The organism is Streptomyces sp. NBC_01426 (genome assembly GCF_036231985.1).
Lineage (GTDB): Bacteria > Actinomycetota > Actinomycetes > Streptomycetales > Streptomycetaceae > Streptomyces.
Genome location: NZ_CP109500.1, coordinates 2,386,690 through 2,402,656 on the forward strand (window position 1 = coordinate 2,386,690; position 15,967 = coordinate 2,402,656).

11 protein-coding genes are annotated in these 15,967 nt (G+C 72.9%); 4 read left to right on the forward strand and 7 right to left on the reverse strand.

Features of this window, described 5'->3' with window-relative positions:
• Nucleotides 1-106: 106 nt before the first annotated feature.
• Nucleotides 107-955 carry an AraC family transcriptional regulator gene (locus tag OG906_RS10290; RefSeq protein WP_329441971.1) on the reverse strand — a complete coding sequence of 283 codons (849 nt, stop codon included), beginning with the start codon at nt 953-955 and terminating at the stop codon, nt 107-109.
• Between the two features lie 80 nt (nt 956-1,035).
• On the opposite strand from OG906_RS10290, the gene OG906_RS10295 reads away from it, so the two are divergent.
• From OG906_RS10295 to OG906_RS10310, 4 genes are all read left to right on the forward strand, one after another.
• Nucleotides 1,036-5,628, forward strand: a complete 4,593-nt coding sequence (locus OG906_RS10295) for an ATP-dependent helicase (RefSeq protein WP_329441973.1) — start codon at nt 1,036-1,038, stop codon at nt 5,626-5,628.
• Between the two features lie 175 nt (nt 5,629-5,803).
• Nucleotides 5,804-6,481 carry a hypothetical protein gene (locus OG906_RS10300; RefSeq protein WP_329441974.1) on the forward strand — a complete coding sequence of 226 codons (678 nt, stop codon included), beginning with the start codon at nt 5,804-5,806 and terminating at the stop codon, nt 6,479-6,481.
• 99 nt (nt 6,482-6,580) lie between these two features.
• Nucleotides 6,581-7,405, forward strand: a complete 825-nt coding sequence (locus tag OG906_RS10305) for an Fpg/Nei family DNA glycosylase (RefSeq protein WP_329441976.1) — start codon at nt 6,581-6,583, stop codon at nt 7,403-7,405.
• Nucleotides 7,406-7,441: 36 nt separating this feature from the next.
• Nucleotides 7,442-8,206, forward strand: a complete 765-nt coding sequence (locus OG906_RS10310) for an SDR family NAD(P)-dependent oxidoreductase (protein WP_267800211.1) — start codon at nt 7,442-7,444, stop codon at nt 8,204-8,206.
• A 463-nt stretch (nt 8,207-8,669) separates the two neighbouring features.
• Here the strand turns inward: OG906_RS10310 and OG906_RS10320 are convergent, their stop codons facing one another.
• The 6 genes from OG906_RS10320 to OG906_RS10345 form a co-directional block, all read right to left on the reverse strand.
• On the reverse strand, nt 8,670-9,050 hold the full coding sequence (locus OG906_RS10320) for a helix-turn-helix domain-containing protein (RefSeq protein ID WP_053682245.1): 381 nt from the start codon (nt 9,048-9,050) through the stop codon (nt 8,670-8,672).
• Between the two features lie 109 nt (nt 9,051-9,159).
• Nucleotides 9,160-9,702, reverse strand: a complete 543-nt coding sequence (locus OG906_RS10325) for a CinA family protein (protein ID WP_329447986.1) — start codon at nt 9,700-9,702, stop codon at nt 9,160-9,162.
• 23 nt (nt 9,703-9,725) lie between these two features.
• On the reverse strand, nt 9,726-10,394 hold the full coding sequence (gene pgsA, locus OG906_RS10330) for a CDP-diacylglycerol--glycerol-3-phosphate 3-phosphatidyltransferase (RefSeq protein ID WP_329441983.1): 669 nt from the start codon (nt 10,392-10,394) through the stop codon (nt 9,726-9,728).
• Nucleotides 10,391-11,881 carry a 30S ribosomal protein S12 methylthiotransferase RimO gene (rimO, locus tag OG906_RS10335; protein WP_267800207.1) on the reverse strand — a complete coding sequence of 497 codons (1,491 nt, stop codon included), beginning with the start codon at nt 11,879-11,881 and terminating at the stop codon, nt 10,391-10,393. Before rimO ends, pgsA begins: the two co-directional genes overlap by 4 nt.
• Nucleotides 11,882-11,995: 114 nt before the next feature.
• Entirely contained in the window at nt 11,996-12,889 is an 894-nt protein-coding gene (locus tag OG906_RS10340; RefSeq protein WP_329441986.1) for a helix-turn-helix domain-containing protein, read from the reverse strand.
• 237 nt (nt 12,890-13,126) lie between these two features.
• Nucleotides 13,127-15,955, reverse strand: a complete 2,829-nt coding sequence (locus tag OG906_RS10345) for an FtsK/SpoIIIE family DNA translocase (RefSeq protein WP_329441988.1) — start codon at nt 15,953-15,955, stop codon at nt 13,127-13,129.
• Nucleotides 15,956-15,967: the final 12 nt, after the last annotated feature.

The following is a 15,967-nucleotide window of genomic DNA, read 5'->3' on the forward strand; positions in this document are numbered from 1 at the left end:
ATGTTCTCCCACCCCGCGAACTTAAGCGGGGTGGGGCGGTCCGGTCTTGTACGTTCTTGCGGCCCGGGTCCCCGCCCGGTCTCGGACTTCGGGCGCGGACCGGCGCCTACGCGACGGGGCCCCCGGCGGCCCGTCCCCGCCGGTAGGCGCCCGGGGGCACGCCCACGATCCGGGTGAAGTGGCGGTTCAGGTGCGGCTGGTCGGTGAAGCCGACGACGACCGCCGCCTCGGCGGGCGGAGTGCCCGCGTCCAGGAGCCGGCGCGCCCGGCGGACCCGGGCGTCGGTGAGCCAAGTGTGCGGGGGCATCCCGTACCGCTCCCGGAACGCCCGCAGCAGGGCGAACGGGCTCGTGCCCAGTTCCGTGGCGAGCTGCTCCAGCGAGGGCGGCTCGGCCATCCGGTCCTCCAGGACGATCCGGGCCCGTTCGGCGTCCGAGGCGCCCGCCCGGCGCGACTCTCGGGCCGGCAGCGGTCCGGCGTGCCGGGTCAGCATCCGCGCGACCGCACCCCGCAGCAGGGTGTCGGCGGCCAGCGCGTTGCCGGCCTCGGCGGCCCGGTGCACCTCGGTGATCACCCGGGAGGTGTGCGGATCGGTGACCATGTCGACCGTGAAGCCCGGGGTTCCGCGCAGGGTGCCGATCTCGGCGGCGACCTCGGTGATCAGCTCCCGGGAGGGGTAGAGGGTGGCGTACGCCCAGCCCTCGGGGACGCCGGCGCGGGCCGTGTGCGGGACCTCGGGGTTGATCAGGACCACGCTGCCCGGGCCGGCGCGCAGGGTGGTGCCGGGCAGGCCGATCTCCTCGATGCCGCCGGTGACGGCCGCGATGACGTAGCCGTCGTGGGCGTGGCGCGGGAAGGTGTGCCGTACGTAGTGGGCGCGCAGCAGGTCCAGGCCCGGCAGCTCCGCGTGCTGCCAGTGCCGTGCCCATTCCCGGCGGCCCTCGTCCGTGCCCATCCCCCCATTCTGCGCCCCGGCAGCGCGGCGCGTTTGCGCAGGTCCGGGCGGTTGTCAGTGGCCGGGTGCACGATGGGGGCATGTCCGGTAGCGCGCTCGACTCGTTCTCCCCCGCGACCCGCTCGTGGTTCACGGGGGCCTTCGACACGCCCACGGCCGCGCAGGAGGGTGCCTGGCGGGCCATCGGGGCCGGGTCGGACGTGCTCGTCGTGGCGCCCACCGGCTCCGGCAAGACCCTGGCGGCCTTCCTGGCCGCCCTCGACCGGCTGGCGTCCGTACCGCCGCCCGCCGAGCCGAAGAAGCGCTGCCGGGTGTTGTACGTGTCGCCGCTGAAGGCGCTGGCCGTCGACGTGGAGCGCAATCTCCGCAGCCCGCTGACCGGCATCCGGCAGGAGTCCGTCCGGCTGGGATCGCCGGAGCCGGACATCCGGGTCGGCATCCGCTCCGGGGATACCCCGCCCGCCGAGCGCCGGTCCCTGGTGGCCCGGCCGCCGGACATCCTGATCACCACCCCCGAGTCGCTGTTCCTGATGCTGACCTCGGCCGCACGGGACGCCCTGGCGGGCGTCGAGACGGTGATCCTGGACGAGGTGCACGCGGTCGCGGGGACCAAGCGCGGCGCCCACCTCGCCCTGTCCCTGGAGCGGTTGGACGAACTGCTGCCGCGTCCGGCGCGCCGGATCGGCCTGTCGGCGACGGTCCGTCCGGTGGACGAGGTGGCCCGGTACCTGGCGCCGCGCGGCAAGGTGGAGATCGTCCAGCCGCCCTCGACGAAGGAGTTCGACCTGTCGGTGGTCGTCCCCGTCCAGGACATGGGCGAGTTGGGGGGCTCCCCCGCGTCCGAGGGCAAGGACGGCGGCGACAAGCCGTCCATCTGGCCGCATGTGGAGGAGCGGATCGCGGACCTCGTCCAGGCGCACCGCTCGACGATCGTGTTCGCCAACTCCCGCCGGCTCGCCGAGCGACTCTGCAACCGGCTCAACGAGATCGCGTACGAGCGCGCCACGGGCGAGAAGCTGCCCGAGGACGCCCCTCCGGCCGAGATCATGGCCCAGTCGGGGGCCGCGCGGGGCGCCCCGCCGGTGCTGGCCCGCGCGCACCACGGCTCGGTGTCGAAGGAACAGCGGGCGCTGGTCGAGGAGGACCTCAAGGCGGGCCGGCTGCCGGCCGTGGTCGCCACGTCCAGCCTGGAACTGGGCATCGACATGGGCGCGGTGGACCTGGTGGTGCAGGTCGAGTCCCCGCCGTCGGTGGCGTCCGGGCTCCAGCGCGTGGGCCGCGCCGGACACCAGGTGGGCGCCGTCTCCACCGGTGTGGTCTTCCCCAAGTACCGGGGGGACCTGGTGCAGGCGGCGGTGGTCACCGAGCGGATGCGCACCGGTGCGATCGAGGCGCTGCGCGTCCCGTCCAATCCGCTCGACGTGCTGGCCCAGCAGCTGGTGGCGATGACGGCCATGGACACCTGGCAACTGGACGACCTGCTGGCCCTGGTGCGGCGGGCCGCGCCGTTCGCGGCGCTGCCCGACTCGGCGTTCACGTCGGTCCTGGACATGCTGGCGGGCCGCTACCCGTCGGACGCGTTCGCCGAACTGCGACCGCGCGTGGTGTGGGACCGGGTCGCCGGGACGATCACCGGCCGGCCGGGCGCCCAGCGGCTGGCGGTCACCTCCGGCGGCACGATCCCGGACCGGGGCCTGTTCGGCGTCTTCCTCGCGGGCGCGGACCCGAAGAAGGGCGGCGGCCGGGTCGGTGAGCTCGACGAGGAGATGGTCTACGAGTCGCGCGTCGGGGACGTCTTCACCCTGGGCACCAGTTCCTGGCGGATCGAGGACATCACCCGGGACCGGGTCCTGGTGTCGCCCGCCCCGGGGGTTCCCGGCCGGCTGCCCTTCTGGAAGGGCGACCAACTGGGCCGCCCCCTCGAACTGGGCCGCGCCGTCGGCGCGTTCCTGCGCGAGCTGGGGGCCCTGAGCGACGAGGACGCCAGGCTGCGCCTCCTGGCCGCCGGCCTGGACGTCTGGGCCTCGGACAACGTCCTCGCGTACCTCTCCGAGCAGCGCGAGGCCTGCGGCCACGTGCCCGACGACCGCACCATCGTGGTGGAGCGGTTCCGTGACGAGCTCGGGGACTGGCGGGTCGTGGTCCACTCCCCCTTCGGTGCGCAGGTGCACGCCCCGTGGGCGCTCGCCCTCGGCGCCCGCCTCGCCGAGCGGTACGGGATGGACGCGCAGGTCATGCACGCCGACGACGGGATCGTGCTGCGCCTGCCGGACGCCGACCTGCTGAGCATGGACCTGCTGGACCACGACCCCGCGCAGCCCGACCGCTCCTTCGAGTTCGACGACGAGAAGGCGCCGCTGGGCGCCGCCGACGTCGCCTTCGACCACGGCGACATCAACCAGATCGTCACCGACCAGGTGGGCGGCTCGGCCCTGTTCGCCTCCCGGTTCCGCGAGTGCGCCGCCCGCGCCCTGCTGTTGCCGCGCCGCAATCCGGGCAAGCGCACCCCGCTGTGGCAGCAGCGCCAGCGCGCCTCGCAACTCCTCCAGGTGGCCTCGGAGTTCGGGTCCTTCCCGATCGTGCTGGAAGCGGTACGGGAATGCCTCCAGGACGTCTTCGACGTGCCCGGCCTGACCGAGCTGATGGGGGACATCGAGGCGCGCCGGGTCCGTCTGGTCGAGGTGACCACGGCCGAGCCCTCGCCGTTCGCCCGTTCCCTCCTCTTCGGCTACGTCGCCCAGTTCCTGTACGAGGGCGACTCCCCGCTGGCCGAGCGCAGTGCCGCCGCGCTCTCGCTGGACTCCCGGCTGCTCGCCGAACTCCTCGGCCAGGCGGAGCTGCGCGAATTGCTCGACGCCTCGGTGCTGGAGGAGTTGGAGCGCGAGCTCCAGTGGCTCACCGGGGACCGCCGGGCCAAGGACGTCGAGTCGGTGGCCGACCTGCTGCGCATGCTGGGCCCGCTGACCGACGCCGAACTGGTCGAGCGCGGCGCCGAGTCGTCCTGGGGAGGTGAACTCGCCGCCGCCCGCCGGGCCATCCGGGTACGGATCGGCGGAGCCGAGCACTGGGCCGCGATCGAGGACGCCGGCCGGCTCCGCGACGCCCTGGGCACCGCGCTCCCGGTCGGGGTCCCCGAGGCGTTCACCGAACCGGTCAAGGACCCGCTCGGTGACCTCCTGGCCCGGTACGCCCGCACCCACGGCCCGTTCACCACGGCCGCGGCCGCCGCCCGCCTCGGCCTGGGCGGGGCCGTCACCGACGGCGCCCTGCACCGGCTCGCCGCGTCGGGCCGGGTGGTCCAGGGCGAGTTCCATCCGGCCGGCATCGGTCAGGAGTGGTGCGACGCGGCCGTGCTGCGCCGGCTGCGACGCCGCTCGCTGGCCGCGCTCCGGCAGGAACTGGAACCCGTGCCGCCGACGGCGCTGGCCACGTTCCTGCCGCAGTGGCAGCACCTGGGCGGGACCCTGCGCGGGATCGACGGCCTGGCCCGGGCGGTGGAGCAGCTCCAGGGGGCCCCGGTGCCGGCCTCCGCGCTGGAGCGCCTGATCCTGCCCTCCCGGGTCGCGGGCTACTCCCCGACCCTGCTGGACGAACTGACCACCACCGGCGAGGTGATCTGGGCCGGCGCCGGGGCGCTGCCCGGCAAGGACGGCTGGGTGTCCCTCTACCTCGCGGAGACGGCGCCCCTGCTGCTCCCGCCGGCCCATCCGCTGGAGACGACCCCGATCCACCAGGCCGTCCTGGACGCCCTCTCGGGCGGGTACGGCCTGTTCTTCCGCCAGCTCACCGAGGCCGTGCGCGCCGGGCACCCCGCGGTCTTCGACGCCGAACTGTCCTCCGCCGTCTGGGATCTGGCCTGGTCGGGCCGGCTGACCAACGACACCCTGGCCCCGCTGCGGTCCCTGTTGGGTTCGGGCCGCACGGCGGGCGCCACCGCCCATCGCGCCCGGCGCACCGTCCCGCGCGGCCGCTACGGCACCCTCGGCGCCACCGTGTCCCGTACGGGCCCGCCCACCGTCTCGGGCCGCTGGTCCCTCCTGCCGACGCACGCCCCGGACCCCACCCACCGGGCCCACGCCCTGGCCCGCACCCTGCTGGACCGGCACGGGGTCGTCACCCGGGGCGCGGTCGCGGCGGAGGGGGTGCAGGGCGGCTTCAGCGCGGTCTACCGGGTCCTGTCGGCCTTCGAGGACAGCGGTCAGGCCCGCCGGGGCTACGTGGTCGAGGGGCTGGGCGCGGCCCAGTTCGCGATGGACGGCGCGGTGGACCGGCTGCGGGCGGCCGAGCGCACCCCGCCTCCCCTGGCGGCGGTGGTCCTGGCCGCGGCCGACCCGGCGAACGCGTACGGCGCGGCCCTGCCCTGGCCGGAGCCCCCGGCCGACGCCACCCACAAGCCGGGCCGCAAGGCGGGCTCCCTCGTGGTGCTGGTCGACGGCGAACTCACCCTGTATCTGGAGCGGGGCGGCAAGACCCTGCTGGCCTGGCCGCCGGCGGAGGATCCGCGCCTCGCGGCGGCGACGGCCGCGCTCGTCGCGGCCTCGCGCGCGAGTACCGTCCCCGACCTGACGGTGGAGCGGATCAACGCCGCCCCGGCCCTGACCTCGCCCCTGGGGCCGGCCCTGGAGGCGGCCGGCTTCCACGCGACCCCGCGGGGCCTGCGGCTGCGCAACTGATCTCCACGGAACGGACCCAAGTGTGCCGCTTTTGTATTGAACACGTCACGAGACCCCGTTCGACCTGGTGATCGCGGCCTTTCGTGCGTTATCAAGATCGCATAAGGCATCGCGTTCGACGCGACGCCCGACGCACATCCAGATGCCCGACGCACATTCATGGGGGACGAGAACAGTGAGCACCATAGGCACGCGCGGAACCGCCGTCGGCTTCATCGGCCTGGCGGTCGTCGGCCTGGCCCTGACCGGCTGCAAGAGCGGCAACGAGGAGCAGGCCCCGGCACCGGCCTCCCCGTCCGCCGCGCAGCCCTCCAAGCCCGCACAGCCCGACACGAGCGCCACCCCGCCGGCCGGCGGCGGCGACGTACCGGCCCCCGGGACCGCGGGCACCGCCAAGTCCGGTCAGAGCTTCAAGATCGGCGAGGCGGCCACCGTGCCGTTCAAGTACGGCACGGACAAGGCCGGCACCATCGCCCTCACCGTGACCGGCATCGAGCAGGGCCAGGCCGCCGACCTCGCCGCGCTCAAGCTCGGCGACAAGGTCAAGGGGATGGTTCCGTACTACATCCGCTACTCGGTCAAGAACGTCGGCACCACCGACCTGTCGCACACCTCCGTGGGCCACATCAAGGGCCTCCTCCCGGACGGCAGCGAGGCCCAGGGCCTCTCGATCATCGGCACGTTCGAGAAGTGCGACGACGACTCGCTGCCGCGCGACTTCACCAACGGCAAGTCGCAGACCAACTGCGCGGTCGCCCTGGCCCCCTCGGCCCAGACCAAGGTGGTCGGCGCCGAGTACTGGGGCGACCCCTACAACTCCCTGAAGGACGGCAAGAGCCTCACCTGGAAGTAGACCCCACCCCGCCCGGGCCCCCGCGACGAACGGCCGCGGGGGCCCGCCGCACGCCGGGGCGCGCAGGAGAATCCCCACCCGGGGGCCGACAATGAGCCCATGCCCGAAGGAGACAGCGTCTGGCGCGCGGCGGCCCGCCTCCACGCGGCCCTGGCCGGGAAGCGGCTCACCCGCTCCGACCTCCGCGTCCCCCGCTTCGCCACCGCCGACCTCACGGGCCGCACCACCCTCGACGTCATCCCCCGCGGCAAGCACCTCCTGGCCCGCTTCGAGGCGGGCGACGGGGACGACGGCCTCACCCTCCACACCCACCTCCGCATGGACGGCGCCTGGCACGTCTTCCCCGCGGCCGCGAAGTGGCACGGGGGCCCCGTCCACGAGATCCGCGCCGTCCTCGGCACCGCCGACTCCACCGCCGTCGGCTACCGCCTCCCCGTCGTGGAACTGATCCGTACCGCCGACGAGGACCGCGTGGTCGGCCACCTCGGCCCCGACCTCCTCGGCCCGGACTGGGACCCCGACCGGGCCGCCGCGAACCTCCTCGCCGCCCCCGACCGCCCGCTCGGCGAGGCCCTCCTCGACCAACGCAACCTGGCCGGCATCGGCAACATCTACAAGTCCGAGCTCTGCTTCCTGGCCCAGGTCACCCCCTGGACACCGGTGGGCGCCCTCCCCGACCCCGAGGTCACGGCCGTCCGCCTCGCCGGGGCCGCGCACCGGCTCCTGCGCGCCAACGTCGGCGAGCGCGGCGGCCGCGACGGCCACCGCAACACCACCGGCAGCCGCCGCCCCGGCCAGGACCTGTTCGTCTACGGCCGCCTCCGCCGGCCCTGCCTGCGCTGCGGCACCCCGGTCCGCGAGGCCCGGCAGGACGACCGGCCCACCTACTGGTGCCCGAGCTGCCAATCCGGCCCGACCCCCTAGTTGACGGTCCGTCAGGTTCGGTCGTACGGTCCCGACATGCCCACAGCCTCGTACGACCTCACCGGCCGCACCGCGCTGATCACCGGCGCCGCGAGCGGCATCGGCCGCGCCACCGCCGTGCTCCTCGCCGAGGCCGGCGCGGCCGTGCACTGCGCCGACCGGGACGCGGACGGCCTCCGGGAGACCGCCGACCTGGTCGCCAAGGCGGGCGGACGGGCCACCGTCCACGCCCTCGACGTCACGGACCGCGCCGCGCTCCGGGCGGCCGTCGCGGCGGCGGGCCCCCTCGACATCACGGCCGCCATCGCCGGGATCATGCACACCAGCAGCGTCCTGGAGACCACCGACGAGGACCTCGACCGGGTCCTGGACATCAACTTCAAGGGCGTCCTGCGCACCTGCCAGGAATCCGCCCGCGCCATGATCGCCGCCGGCCGCCCCGGCTCGATCGTCACCATGGCCTCCGGCGCCGTGGACGCCGCCCAGCCCGGGCTGCTCTGCTACAGCGCCGCCAAGGCCGCCGTCGTCCAGCTGACCAAGACCCTGGCCACCGAGACGGGCCCGCACGGCATCCGCGTCAACGCCGTCGCGCCGGGGTGGATCCGCACCCCCATGACCGGTCGCCACGGGGCGCGGGCGCAGGAGCAAACCGAGGCGATGATGGTCCGGATGTCCCCGCTCGGCCGGGTCGGCGAGCCCGAGGACATCGCGCAGGCCGTGCTCTACCTCGCCTCGGACGCCTCGTCCTTCATGACGGGCCAGATTCTTCGCCCGAACGGTGGAGTGTCGATGCCCTGGTAGACGCCGGACCGGCGGGCACGGCCGTTGCCGTCACGCCCGGTACGACGGTTCCCCCGTCCCCCGGTCCCCCCTTGCGGCGCCCCCGCTCGGGCCTCGGGACGCAGTGCACCGGAAGGAGCCCGAGCCCCCAGCCGCCGACGGCCACCGCGCCCTCCACGGGTCCGGACTCCGCGGGTGCCAGGGCCAGCCGCAGCACGGCCCACCACCACAGCACGCCCACGGTCAGCGCAAGGGGTATCAGTAGCCGCCGCACGGCTGCCTCCCGGGAGGCGGGGATCCGGACGCGCCCATCCTCCCGCACCCCCCTGCCCACCGCACCCAGAACGGCCCGCGGGCCACCCGTGCGGCACGGTGCACGACACACGACGACGGGCACAGGGCGCGTCGACGGGCACACAGCAAGGAACCCCACCCGATGCATCTCGCACCGACCGGGGCTCCAGCCACACTCACACGCTTGGACTCACGCGGCTACGACGTTCACCGCTTCCACGGGGGCCTTGATGGTCACCCGTTCCGTGGTGCCCGCGACCGAGGTCACGGAGACCGAATTGAGCATCGGGCGCACCGGTGCCGGCACCGGTTCGCTTGCCGCGGCCGACTGCGCAAGCTCTGCCAACGACAGTTCGTCGCTGACTTCCCGCATCAGCTCGGACATCCGTACGTCAAGCGCGTCGCAGATCGCGGAGAGCAGCTCGGAAGATGCCTCCTTCTGCCCCCGCTCCACCTCGGAGAGATAGCCGAGCGAAACTCGGGCGGACGAGGAGACCTCGCGCAGAGTACGGCCCTGGCGCTGGCGCTGCCGACGCAGCACGTCACCCAGCAGGCGACGGAGCAGAATCATCGGTGGCTCCCTCCTCTGACCGTGTAGCCGTAACCTTCACGCCCCACCGTACCGCCTCGCGCCGCGGCCGTGCGGGGAGCTATGTCGTGTTCACTCAGGGCTGCAAACATCAAATCCCCCCGTTCTGTTCCGTATCCTGCCCCCGCAGATTCTCGCGGAGTTCGCTCGAGAGAAGTTCGAGCACTGTCCGTGCACTCTCCCTACGGATTTCCGTACGGGAGCCGTTCAACCACAGCCGGGCCGTTTTCCTGCCCCGGGGACCCACCACGGCGATGAAAACCGTTCCCACCGGTTGCCCGTCCTGCAGGTCCGGGCCGGCCACTCCGGTCGTCGCGATCCCCCACGACGCCCCCATGATCCGTCGGACGCCGGCGGCCATCTCCTGTGCCACCTGGGCGTTCACCGCGCCCTCGGCGGCCAGCAGATCGGCGTCCACCCCGAGGACCCGGTGCTTGAGCTCGGTCGCGTACGCCGTGACCGAGCCGCGGAACGACTTCGAGGCTCCGGGCACGGAAGTGATTCCCGCGGCGACCATGCCGCCGGTGAGCGACTCGGCGACGGCTACGGTCTGGTCACTCTCCGCGAGCAGTCGCAGTACGTCTCCGGCCACCTCGACGACACCGGCGCCGGCTTCCGCCGCACCGCGGGTCACCGAAAAATCACCCGCGCCGTCCGTCACCTCGCGGCCCGCTCCACGGCCAGCTCCGCGGCGAGGCCCTTGCGGCGCAGGACGACCGCCTGCCGGATGTAGTCCAGACCGGTGACGACGGTCAGCACGACGGCGAGCGCCATGACCCAGAACCGGAGCGTGGCCAGCGGTCCGGTCAGCGCGAGGACGTACATGCCCACGGCCGTCCCCTGCGCCAGGGTCTTCATCTTGCCGCCCCGGCTCGCCGGGATGACCCCGTAGCGGATCACCCAGAAGCGCATCAGCGTGATCCCGAGCTCCCGCCCGAGGATGACCCCGGTGACCCACCAGGGCAGGTCACCGAGCCAGGAGAGACAGATCAGCGCCGACCCCATGATCGCCTTGTCGGCGATGGGGTCGGCGATCTTGCCGAAATCCGTGACCAGGTTGTACGCCCGGGCGAGGTGCCCGTCGAAGATGTCCGTGATCATGGCGACGGCGAACGCCGCCCACGCCCACGCCCGCCAGACGGGGTCGTATCCCCCGTCGGCGAGCAGCAGCAGGACGAATCCCGGCACCAGCACGAGCCGGATCATCGTCAGGATGTTGGCGATGTTCCACAGGCCCGCCTCATGGACGGCCGTAGCCCCGACCTTCGCGCCGGGTGCCGGCCGGCGGCCGGTCCCGCCCGCCGCAGATGCCGGGACTCCGGTCATCCGGCCGCCTCCTCAAGATCCAGGCCCAGGGGCTCCGCGACCAGGTCGACACCGAGGGTGCCGACCACCTTTGCCGTGACGATACGCCCGGGGACCAGACCCGTGCCGTCCGTGAAGACGACCTGGCCGTCCGTTTCGGGAGCCTGGTGGGCGGCGCGCCCGTAGGCGCCCTCGCCGTCCTCGTCCACGGACTCGACGGACTCCACGAGGACCTCCAGGGTCTCGCCGATCCGCTCCTCCGCGCGCTGCGAGGTGAGCTCCTCGGCCAGCCGCTGCATGTGCGCGAGCCGCTCCGCGATGGTGTCCGCGTCGAGCTTGCCGTCGTAGGTGACGGCTTCGGTGCCGTCCTCGTCCGAGTAGCCGAAGACGCCGATGGCGTCGAGCCTCGCGTGGGTGAGGAAACGCTCCAGCTCCTTGAAGTCCGACTCCTTCTCGCCGGGGAACCCGACGATGAAGTTGGACCGGACGCCGGCCTGCGGGGCCTTGGAGCGGATGGTGTCGAGCAGTTCCAGGAACCGGTCGGTGTCGCCGAAGCGGCGCATGGAGCGCAGCACGTCGGGGGCCGAGTGCTGGAAGGACAGGTCGAAGTACGGGACGACCTTGGGGGTCGAGGTCAGCACGTCGATCAGCCCGGGCCGCATCTCGGCGGGCTGGAGGTAGCTGACGCGGACGCGCTCGATGCCGTCCACCTCGGCCAGCTCCGGCAGCAGGGTCTCCAGCAGGCGGATGTCGCCCAGGTCCTTGCCGTACGAGGTGTTGTTCTCGGAGACCAGCATGATCTCCTTGACGCCCTGCTCCGCGAGCCAGCGGGTCTCGCCCAGCACGTCGCTGGGACGGCGCGAGATGAAGGAGCCGCGGAAGGACGGGATGGCGCAGAAGGAGCAGCGCCGGTCGCAGCCTGAGGCCAGCTTGACCGAGGCGACGGGGCTCTTGTCCAGGCGGCGGCGCAGCGGTGCGCGCGGCCCGGAGGCGGGCGCGAGCCCGTCGGGCAGGTCGGCCGGCGCCTCGGCGACCGGCTCCTGCGCGTGGCCGGGCAGGGCCACCTCCGCGTCCTGGCGGGCCGCCGGGCTGATCGGCAGCAGCTTGCGCCGGTCGCGGGGGGTGTGGGAGGCGTGGATGCCGCCGTTGAGGATGGTCTGGAGGCGGTCGGAGATGTCGGCGTAGTCGTCGAATCCGAGCACGCCGTCGGCCTCGGGGAGCGCTTCGGCGAGTTCCTTGCCGTAGCGCTCGGCCATACAGCCGACGGCGACGACGGCCTGGGTCTTGCCGTGATCCTTGAGATCGTTGGCTTCCAGCAGGGCGTCTACGGAGTCCTTTTTGGCGGCTTCGACGAAGCCGCAGGTGTTGACGACGGCCACGTCCGCGTCGGCGGCGTCCTCGACGAGCTCCCAGCCATCCGCCGCCAAGCGGCCTGCGAGCTCCTCCGAGTCCACCTCGTTACGGGCGCAGCCAAGAGTGACAAGGGCGACGGTACGGCGTTCGGGCATGGACTCAAGACTACTTCGTCCCGACGGCGGCCCCCGCCCCACGTCCCGCCACGACAGGATCCCCGGGACGCGGCGCGGCGTCCCGGGGATCCGGAATTGCTTATTCCGTACAGGTCAGCCCGCCTGGGCCTGCCCCTGGCGCGGGTCGTCCTTGGTGTACGTGAGACGTTCCACTTGACCCGCCTGGAAGGTGTCCTTGATCTCCTTGCCGTTCACGAAGAGGTTCACGGCCCCGGCGTCGCCGAGTACGAGATCGATGGACTCCTTGTCCGTGAAGGTCTTCGACTCACCCTGCGCGAGGGTGCCGTCGAACAGGAGTCGCCCGTTGTGGTCCTTCGCCGAGATCCAGCTCTCACCGGCGTCGGCCGTCAGGACCACCGTGACGAGGTCCTTGGGCGCGGCCGCGATGGCGCTGTCCGAGGGCTCCGGCTTGGGGGCCTTCGGGCTCTGCGACGGCGAGGCGGCAGGCTTCCCGGCCTGCTTGGGGGCGGGCTTCGGGGAGGCGGTGCCCTCCGCGACGGGACGCTTGCCCTTCTCGTCGCCACCACTGAAGGCGGTGAAGCCCACGAAGCCGATCACGGCGACGATGGCGGCGACCATGGCGGCGGTCCAGTTGGGCCGCTGCCGTTCGGGACGGATCCGCTCCGCTTCGAACATCGGCGCGGCGGGCGTGGGTGCCGGCCGGCCGCCGTGAGCCGCGTCGTACTCCTCGACCAGAGGTTCCGGATCGAGGCCCACGGCGCGGGCGAGGGTACGGATGTGACCGCGGGCGTAGACGTCGCCGCCGCACCGCGTGAAATCGTCTTCTTCGATCGCGTGCACGATCGGGATGCGCACGCGGGTGGTGGAACTGACCTCGTCGACAGTGAGCCCGGCGACGATCCGGGCCTTCTTGAGGGCCGTCCCGATGGACGGTCCTTCGACGGGACGTTCGACGATGCGGTCCTCGGACCGGTCGTCGGTCGAAGGCCGCTCTTCTTCGGGGGAGTTGGCGTTGCCGATGGACACGAGGGCGCCTTTCGAGCGTGTAGCCACCTGCTGGCTTACCAGTCTAGGGGGGTGACGAAAGGGTGGAGCAACCGGAGGGTGGACTCCCTACGCCATCCGAATGGCGTGGGGCGCCCGCAGCGGTGCGCGACGGGTGGAACGGGTGAAACGGGTGGGACGACCCCGCGCCGAGGGCGCGGGGCCTGCGTCTCCCTCAACTTGACGCGCGGCGGGGGGAAACGGTTGCCCGCCCGTTTGTTACGGGTGGGACTCGCCTCGGATGACGGCCAGGACCTCGTCCAGCTCGTCCGGTTTCACCATCACGTCGCGGGCCTTTGACCCCTCGCTGGGGCCGACGATCCCGCGCGATTCCATCAGGTCCATGAGCCGTCCGGCCTTGGCGAAACCGACCCGCAGCTTGCGCTGGAGCATCGAGGTGGAGCCGAACTGGGTGGAGACGACCAGCTCCGCCGCCTGGCACAACAGGTCCAGGTCGTCGCCGATCTCCTCGTCGATCTCCTTCTTCTGCTTCTGCCCGACCGTGACGTCGTCGCGGAAGACCGGGGTCATCTGCTCCTTGCAGTGCTGGACCACCCCCGAGATCTCGTCCTCGGTGACGAAGGCCCCCTGGAGACGGATCGGCTTGTTCGCGCCCATCGGCAGGAACAGTCCGTCACCCTTGCCGATCAGCTTCTCGGCGCCGGGCTGGTCCAGGATGACCCGGCTGTCCGCGAGCGAGGAGGTGGCGAAGGCGAGCCGCGACGGCACGTTCGCCTTGATCAGACCGGTGACCACGTCCACCGAGGGCCGCTGGGTGGCGAGCACCAGGTGGATGCCGGCCGCTCGGGCCAACTGGGTGATGCGGACGATCGAGTCCTCGACGTCGCGCGGCGCGACCATCATCAGGTCGGCGAGTTCGTCCACGATCACCAGCAGGTACGGGTAGGGGGTGAGCTCCCGCTCGCTGCCCGGCGGCAGTTTGATCTTGCCGTCGCGGATGGCCTGGTTGAAGTCGTCGATGTGCCGGTATCCGAAGGCCGCGAGGTCGTCGTAGCGCAGGTCCATCTCGCGTACGACCCACTGCAGGGCCTCGGCGGCCCGCTTGGGATTGGTGATGATCGGCGTGATCAGGTGCGGGATGCCCTCGTACGCGGTCAGCTCCACCCGCTTGGGGTCGACCAGCACCATCTTCACCTCCTCCGGGGTGGCCCGGATCATCACCGAGGTGATCAGGCAGTTGATGCAGGAGGACTTGCCGGAGCCGGTGGCGCCGGCGACCAGCACGTGCGGCATCTTGGCGAGGTTGGCCATGACGTAGCCGCCCTCGACGTCCTTGCCCAGCGCCACCAGCATCGGGTGGTCGTCCTCGGCGGCGTCCGCGAGGCGCAGCACGTCGCCCAGGTTGACCATCTCGCGGTCCGTGTTCGGGATCTCGATGCCGACCGCCGACTTGCCCGGGATGGGGCTGATGATCCGTACGTCCGGCGAGGCGACGGCGTAGGCGATGTTCTTGGCCAGCGCCGTGATCCGCTCGACCTTCACGGCCGCGCCCAGCGTCACCTCGTAGCGGGTGACCGTCGGGCCCCGGGTGAAACCGGTGACGGACGCGTCGACCTTGAACTCCATGAAGACGTTGGTCAGCGAGGCGACGACCGCGTCGTTGGCGGCGCTGCGGGTCTTGCCGGGGCCACCGCGCTCCAGCAGGTCCAGTCGGGGTTTGACGTACGTGATGTCCCCGCGCAGCTGGAGCTGCTCGGAGCGCGGCGGCAACGCCTTCGGTTCGGGCGACGCCTTCGTCAGGTCCGGCACCGACAGGGTCCCGGAGGCCGCTGCCGTGGTGTCGTGCGGACGCTCGGCGGACGCGGGCACGGCCGCGGGCGCCGCCGCGGCCGGCGGGGTCGGGTCGGCGGCCGCGGGCTTCGGGGCGGGGGCGGGGTCCGGGAGGGCGGCGGGCCGCTCGCCGCGCGCGGGCGGCACGGGAGTGGTGAGTTCCGCGCCCTCGGGGTCCGGGGAGATCCCCTGGGTGAGGTCCGCCACCAGCGGGGAGGGCGGCATTCCGCCGTAGACCACCCCGTCCAGCGCGGCGGCCGCCGCGGCCGCCACGTCGACGGCGTCCATGCCGGTCCTGGGCGCGGAGCGCCTCGGCCGGCGGCGCCGGGCCAGCGCCGCCTCCTCGGCGGCGTCGGTGGGATCGGACGGCCCGACGGGCTCGTCGGCCCCGGCGCGGGCCCGCCAGCGCTCGGCGTCGTGCCGGTCGGCGGGCTGCTCCGCGTCCCCGTAGCCCTCGTCGTACTCGTTCGGCGCGATGATCCCCAGCCGGATCCCGAGCCGCCGCAGCCGCTGGGGGATCGCGTTGACCGGCGTGGCCGTGACCACGAGCAGGCCGAAGACGGTGAGCAGCACCAGCATGGGCACGGCCAGCGGCGCACCCATGGTGAAGATCAGCGGTTTGGAGGCGGCCCATCCGATGAGCCCGCCCGCGTTCTGCATCGCGGTGGTGCCCTCGTCGCGGCCGGGTGCCCCGCAGGCGATGTGGACCAGGCCCAGGACGCCGATCACGAGCGCGGACAGGCCGATGCCGATCCGGCCGTTGGCGTCGGTCTGCTCGGGGTGCCGGATGAATCGCACGGCCATCACGCCGAGCAGGATCGGTACGAGCAGATCCAGTCGTCCGAAGGCACCGGTGACCAGCATCGTGACCAGATCACCGACGGGACCGCTCAGGTTCGACCAGGTTCCGGCGGCGACGATCAGCGCGAGGGCGAGGAGCAGCAGCGCGAGGCCGTCCTTGCGGTGCGCGGGGTCGAGGTTCCTCGCTCCCTGGCCGACACCGCGGAAGACGGCGCCGACCCCGTGGGCGAGACCGAGCCAACAGGCGCGCACCAACCGCACCACGCCCCCGGTCGGGGACGGCGCGGGCTTGGCCGGCACCTTCTTGACCGGGGCGCGCCTCGCCGCCGCGACCTTCTTCGCGGGAGGCTTGCGCGCGGGAGCGGTCTTCTTCGCCGGGGCCGCCGTACGGCCGGTGCGGCCCTTCGCGGTGCCCGCGGCGCGCTGGGAACCCTTGCCGGACGTACTTGAGGCCATGGGGGCGAGGTT

Excerpts from the sequence above, each read along its gene's own strand:
- OG906_RS10290 (WP_329441971.1), bottom strand. The coding sequence starts at position 955 with ATGGGCACGGACGAGGGCCGCCGGGAATGGGCACGGCACTGGCAGCAC.
- OG906_RS10295 (WP_329441973.1), top strand. The coding sequence starts at position 1,036 with ATGTCCGGTAGCGCGCTCGACTCGTTCTCCCCCGCGACCCGCTCGTGG.
- OG906_RS10305 (WP_329441976.1), top strand. The coding sequence starts at position 6,581 with ATGCCCGAAGGAGACAGCGTCTGGCGCGCGGCGGCCCGCCTCCACGCG.
- OG906_RS10310 (WP_267800211.1), top strand. The coding sequence starts at position 7,442 with ATGCCCACAGCCTCGTACGACCTCACCGGCCGCACCGCGCTGATCACC.
- OG906_RS10320 (WP_053682245.1), bottom strand. The coding sequence starts at position 9,050 with ATGATTCTGCTCCGTCGCCTGCTGGGTGACGTGCTGCGTCGGCAGCGC.
- pgsA (WP_329441983.1), bottom strand. The coding sequence starts at position 10,394 with ATGACCGGAGTCCCGGCATCTGCGGCGGGCGGGACCGGCCGCCGGCCG.
- rimO (WP_267800207.1), bottom strand. The coding sequence starts at position 11,881 with ATGCCCGAACGCCGTACCGTCGCCCTTGTCACTCTTGGCTGCGCCCGT.
- OG906_RS10345 (WP_329441988.1), bottom strand. The coding sequence starts at position 15,955 with ATGGCCTCAAGTACGTCCGGCAAGGGTTCCCAGCGCGCCGCGGGCACC.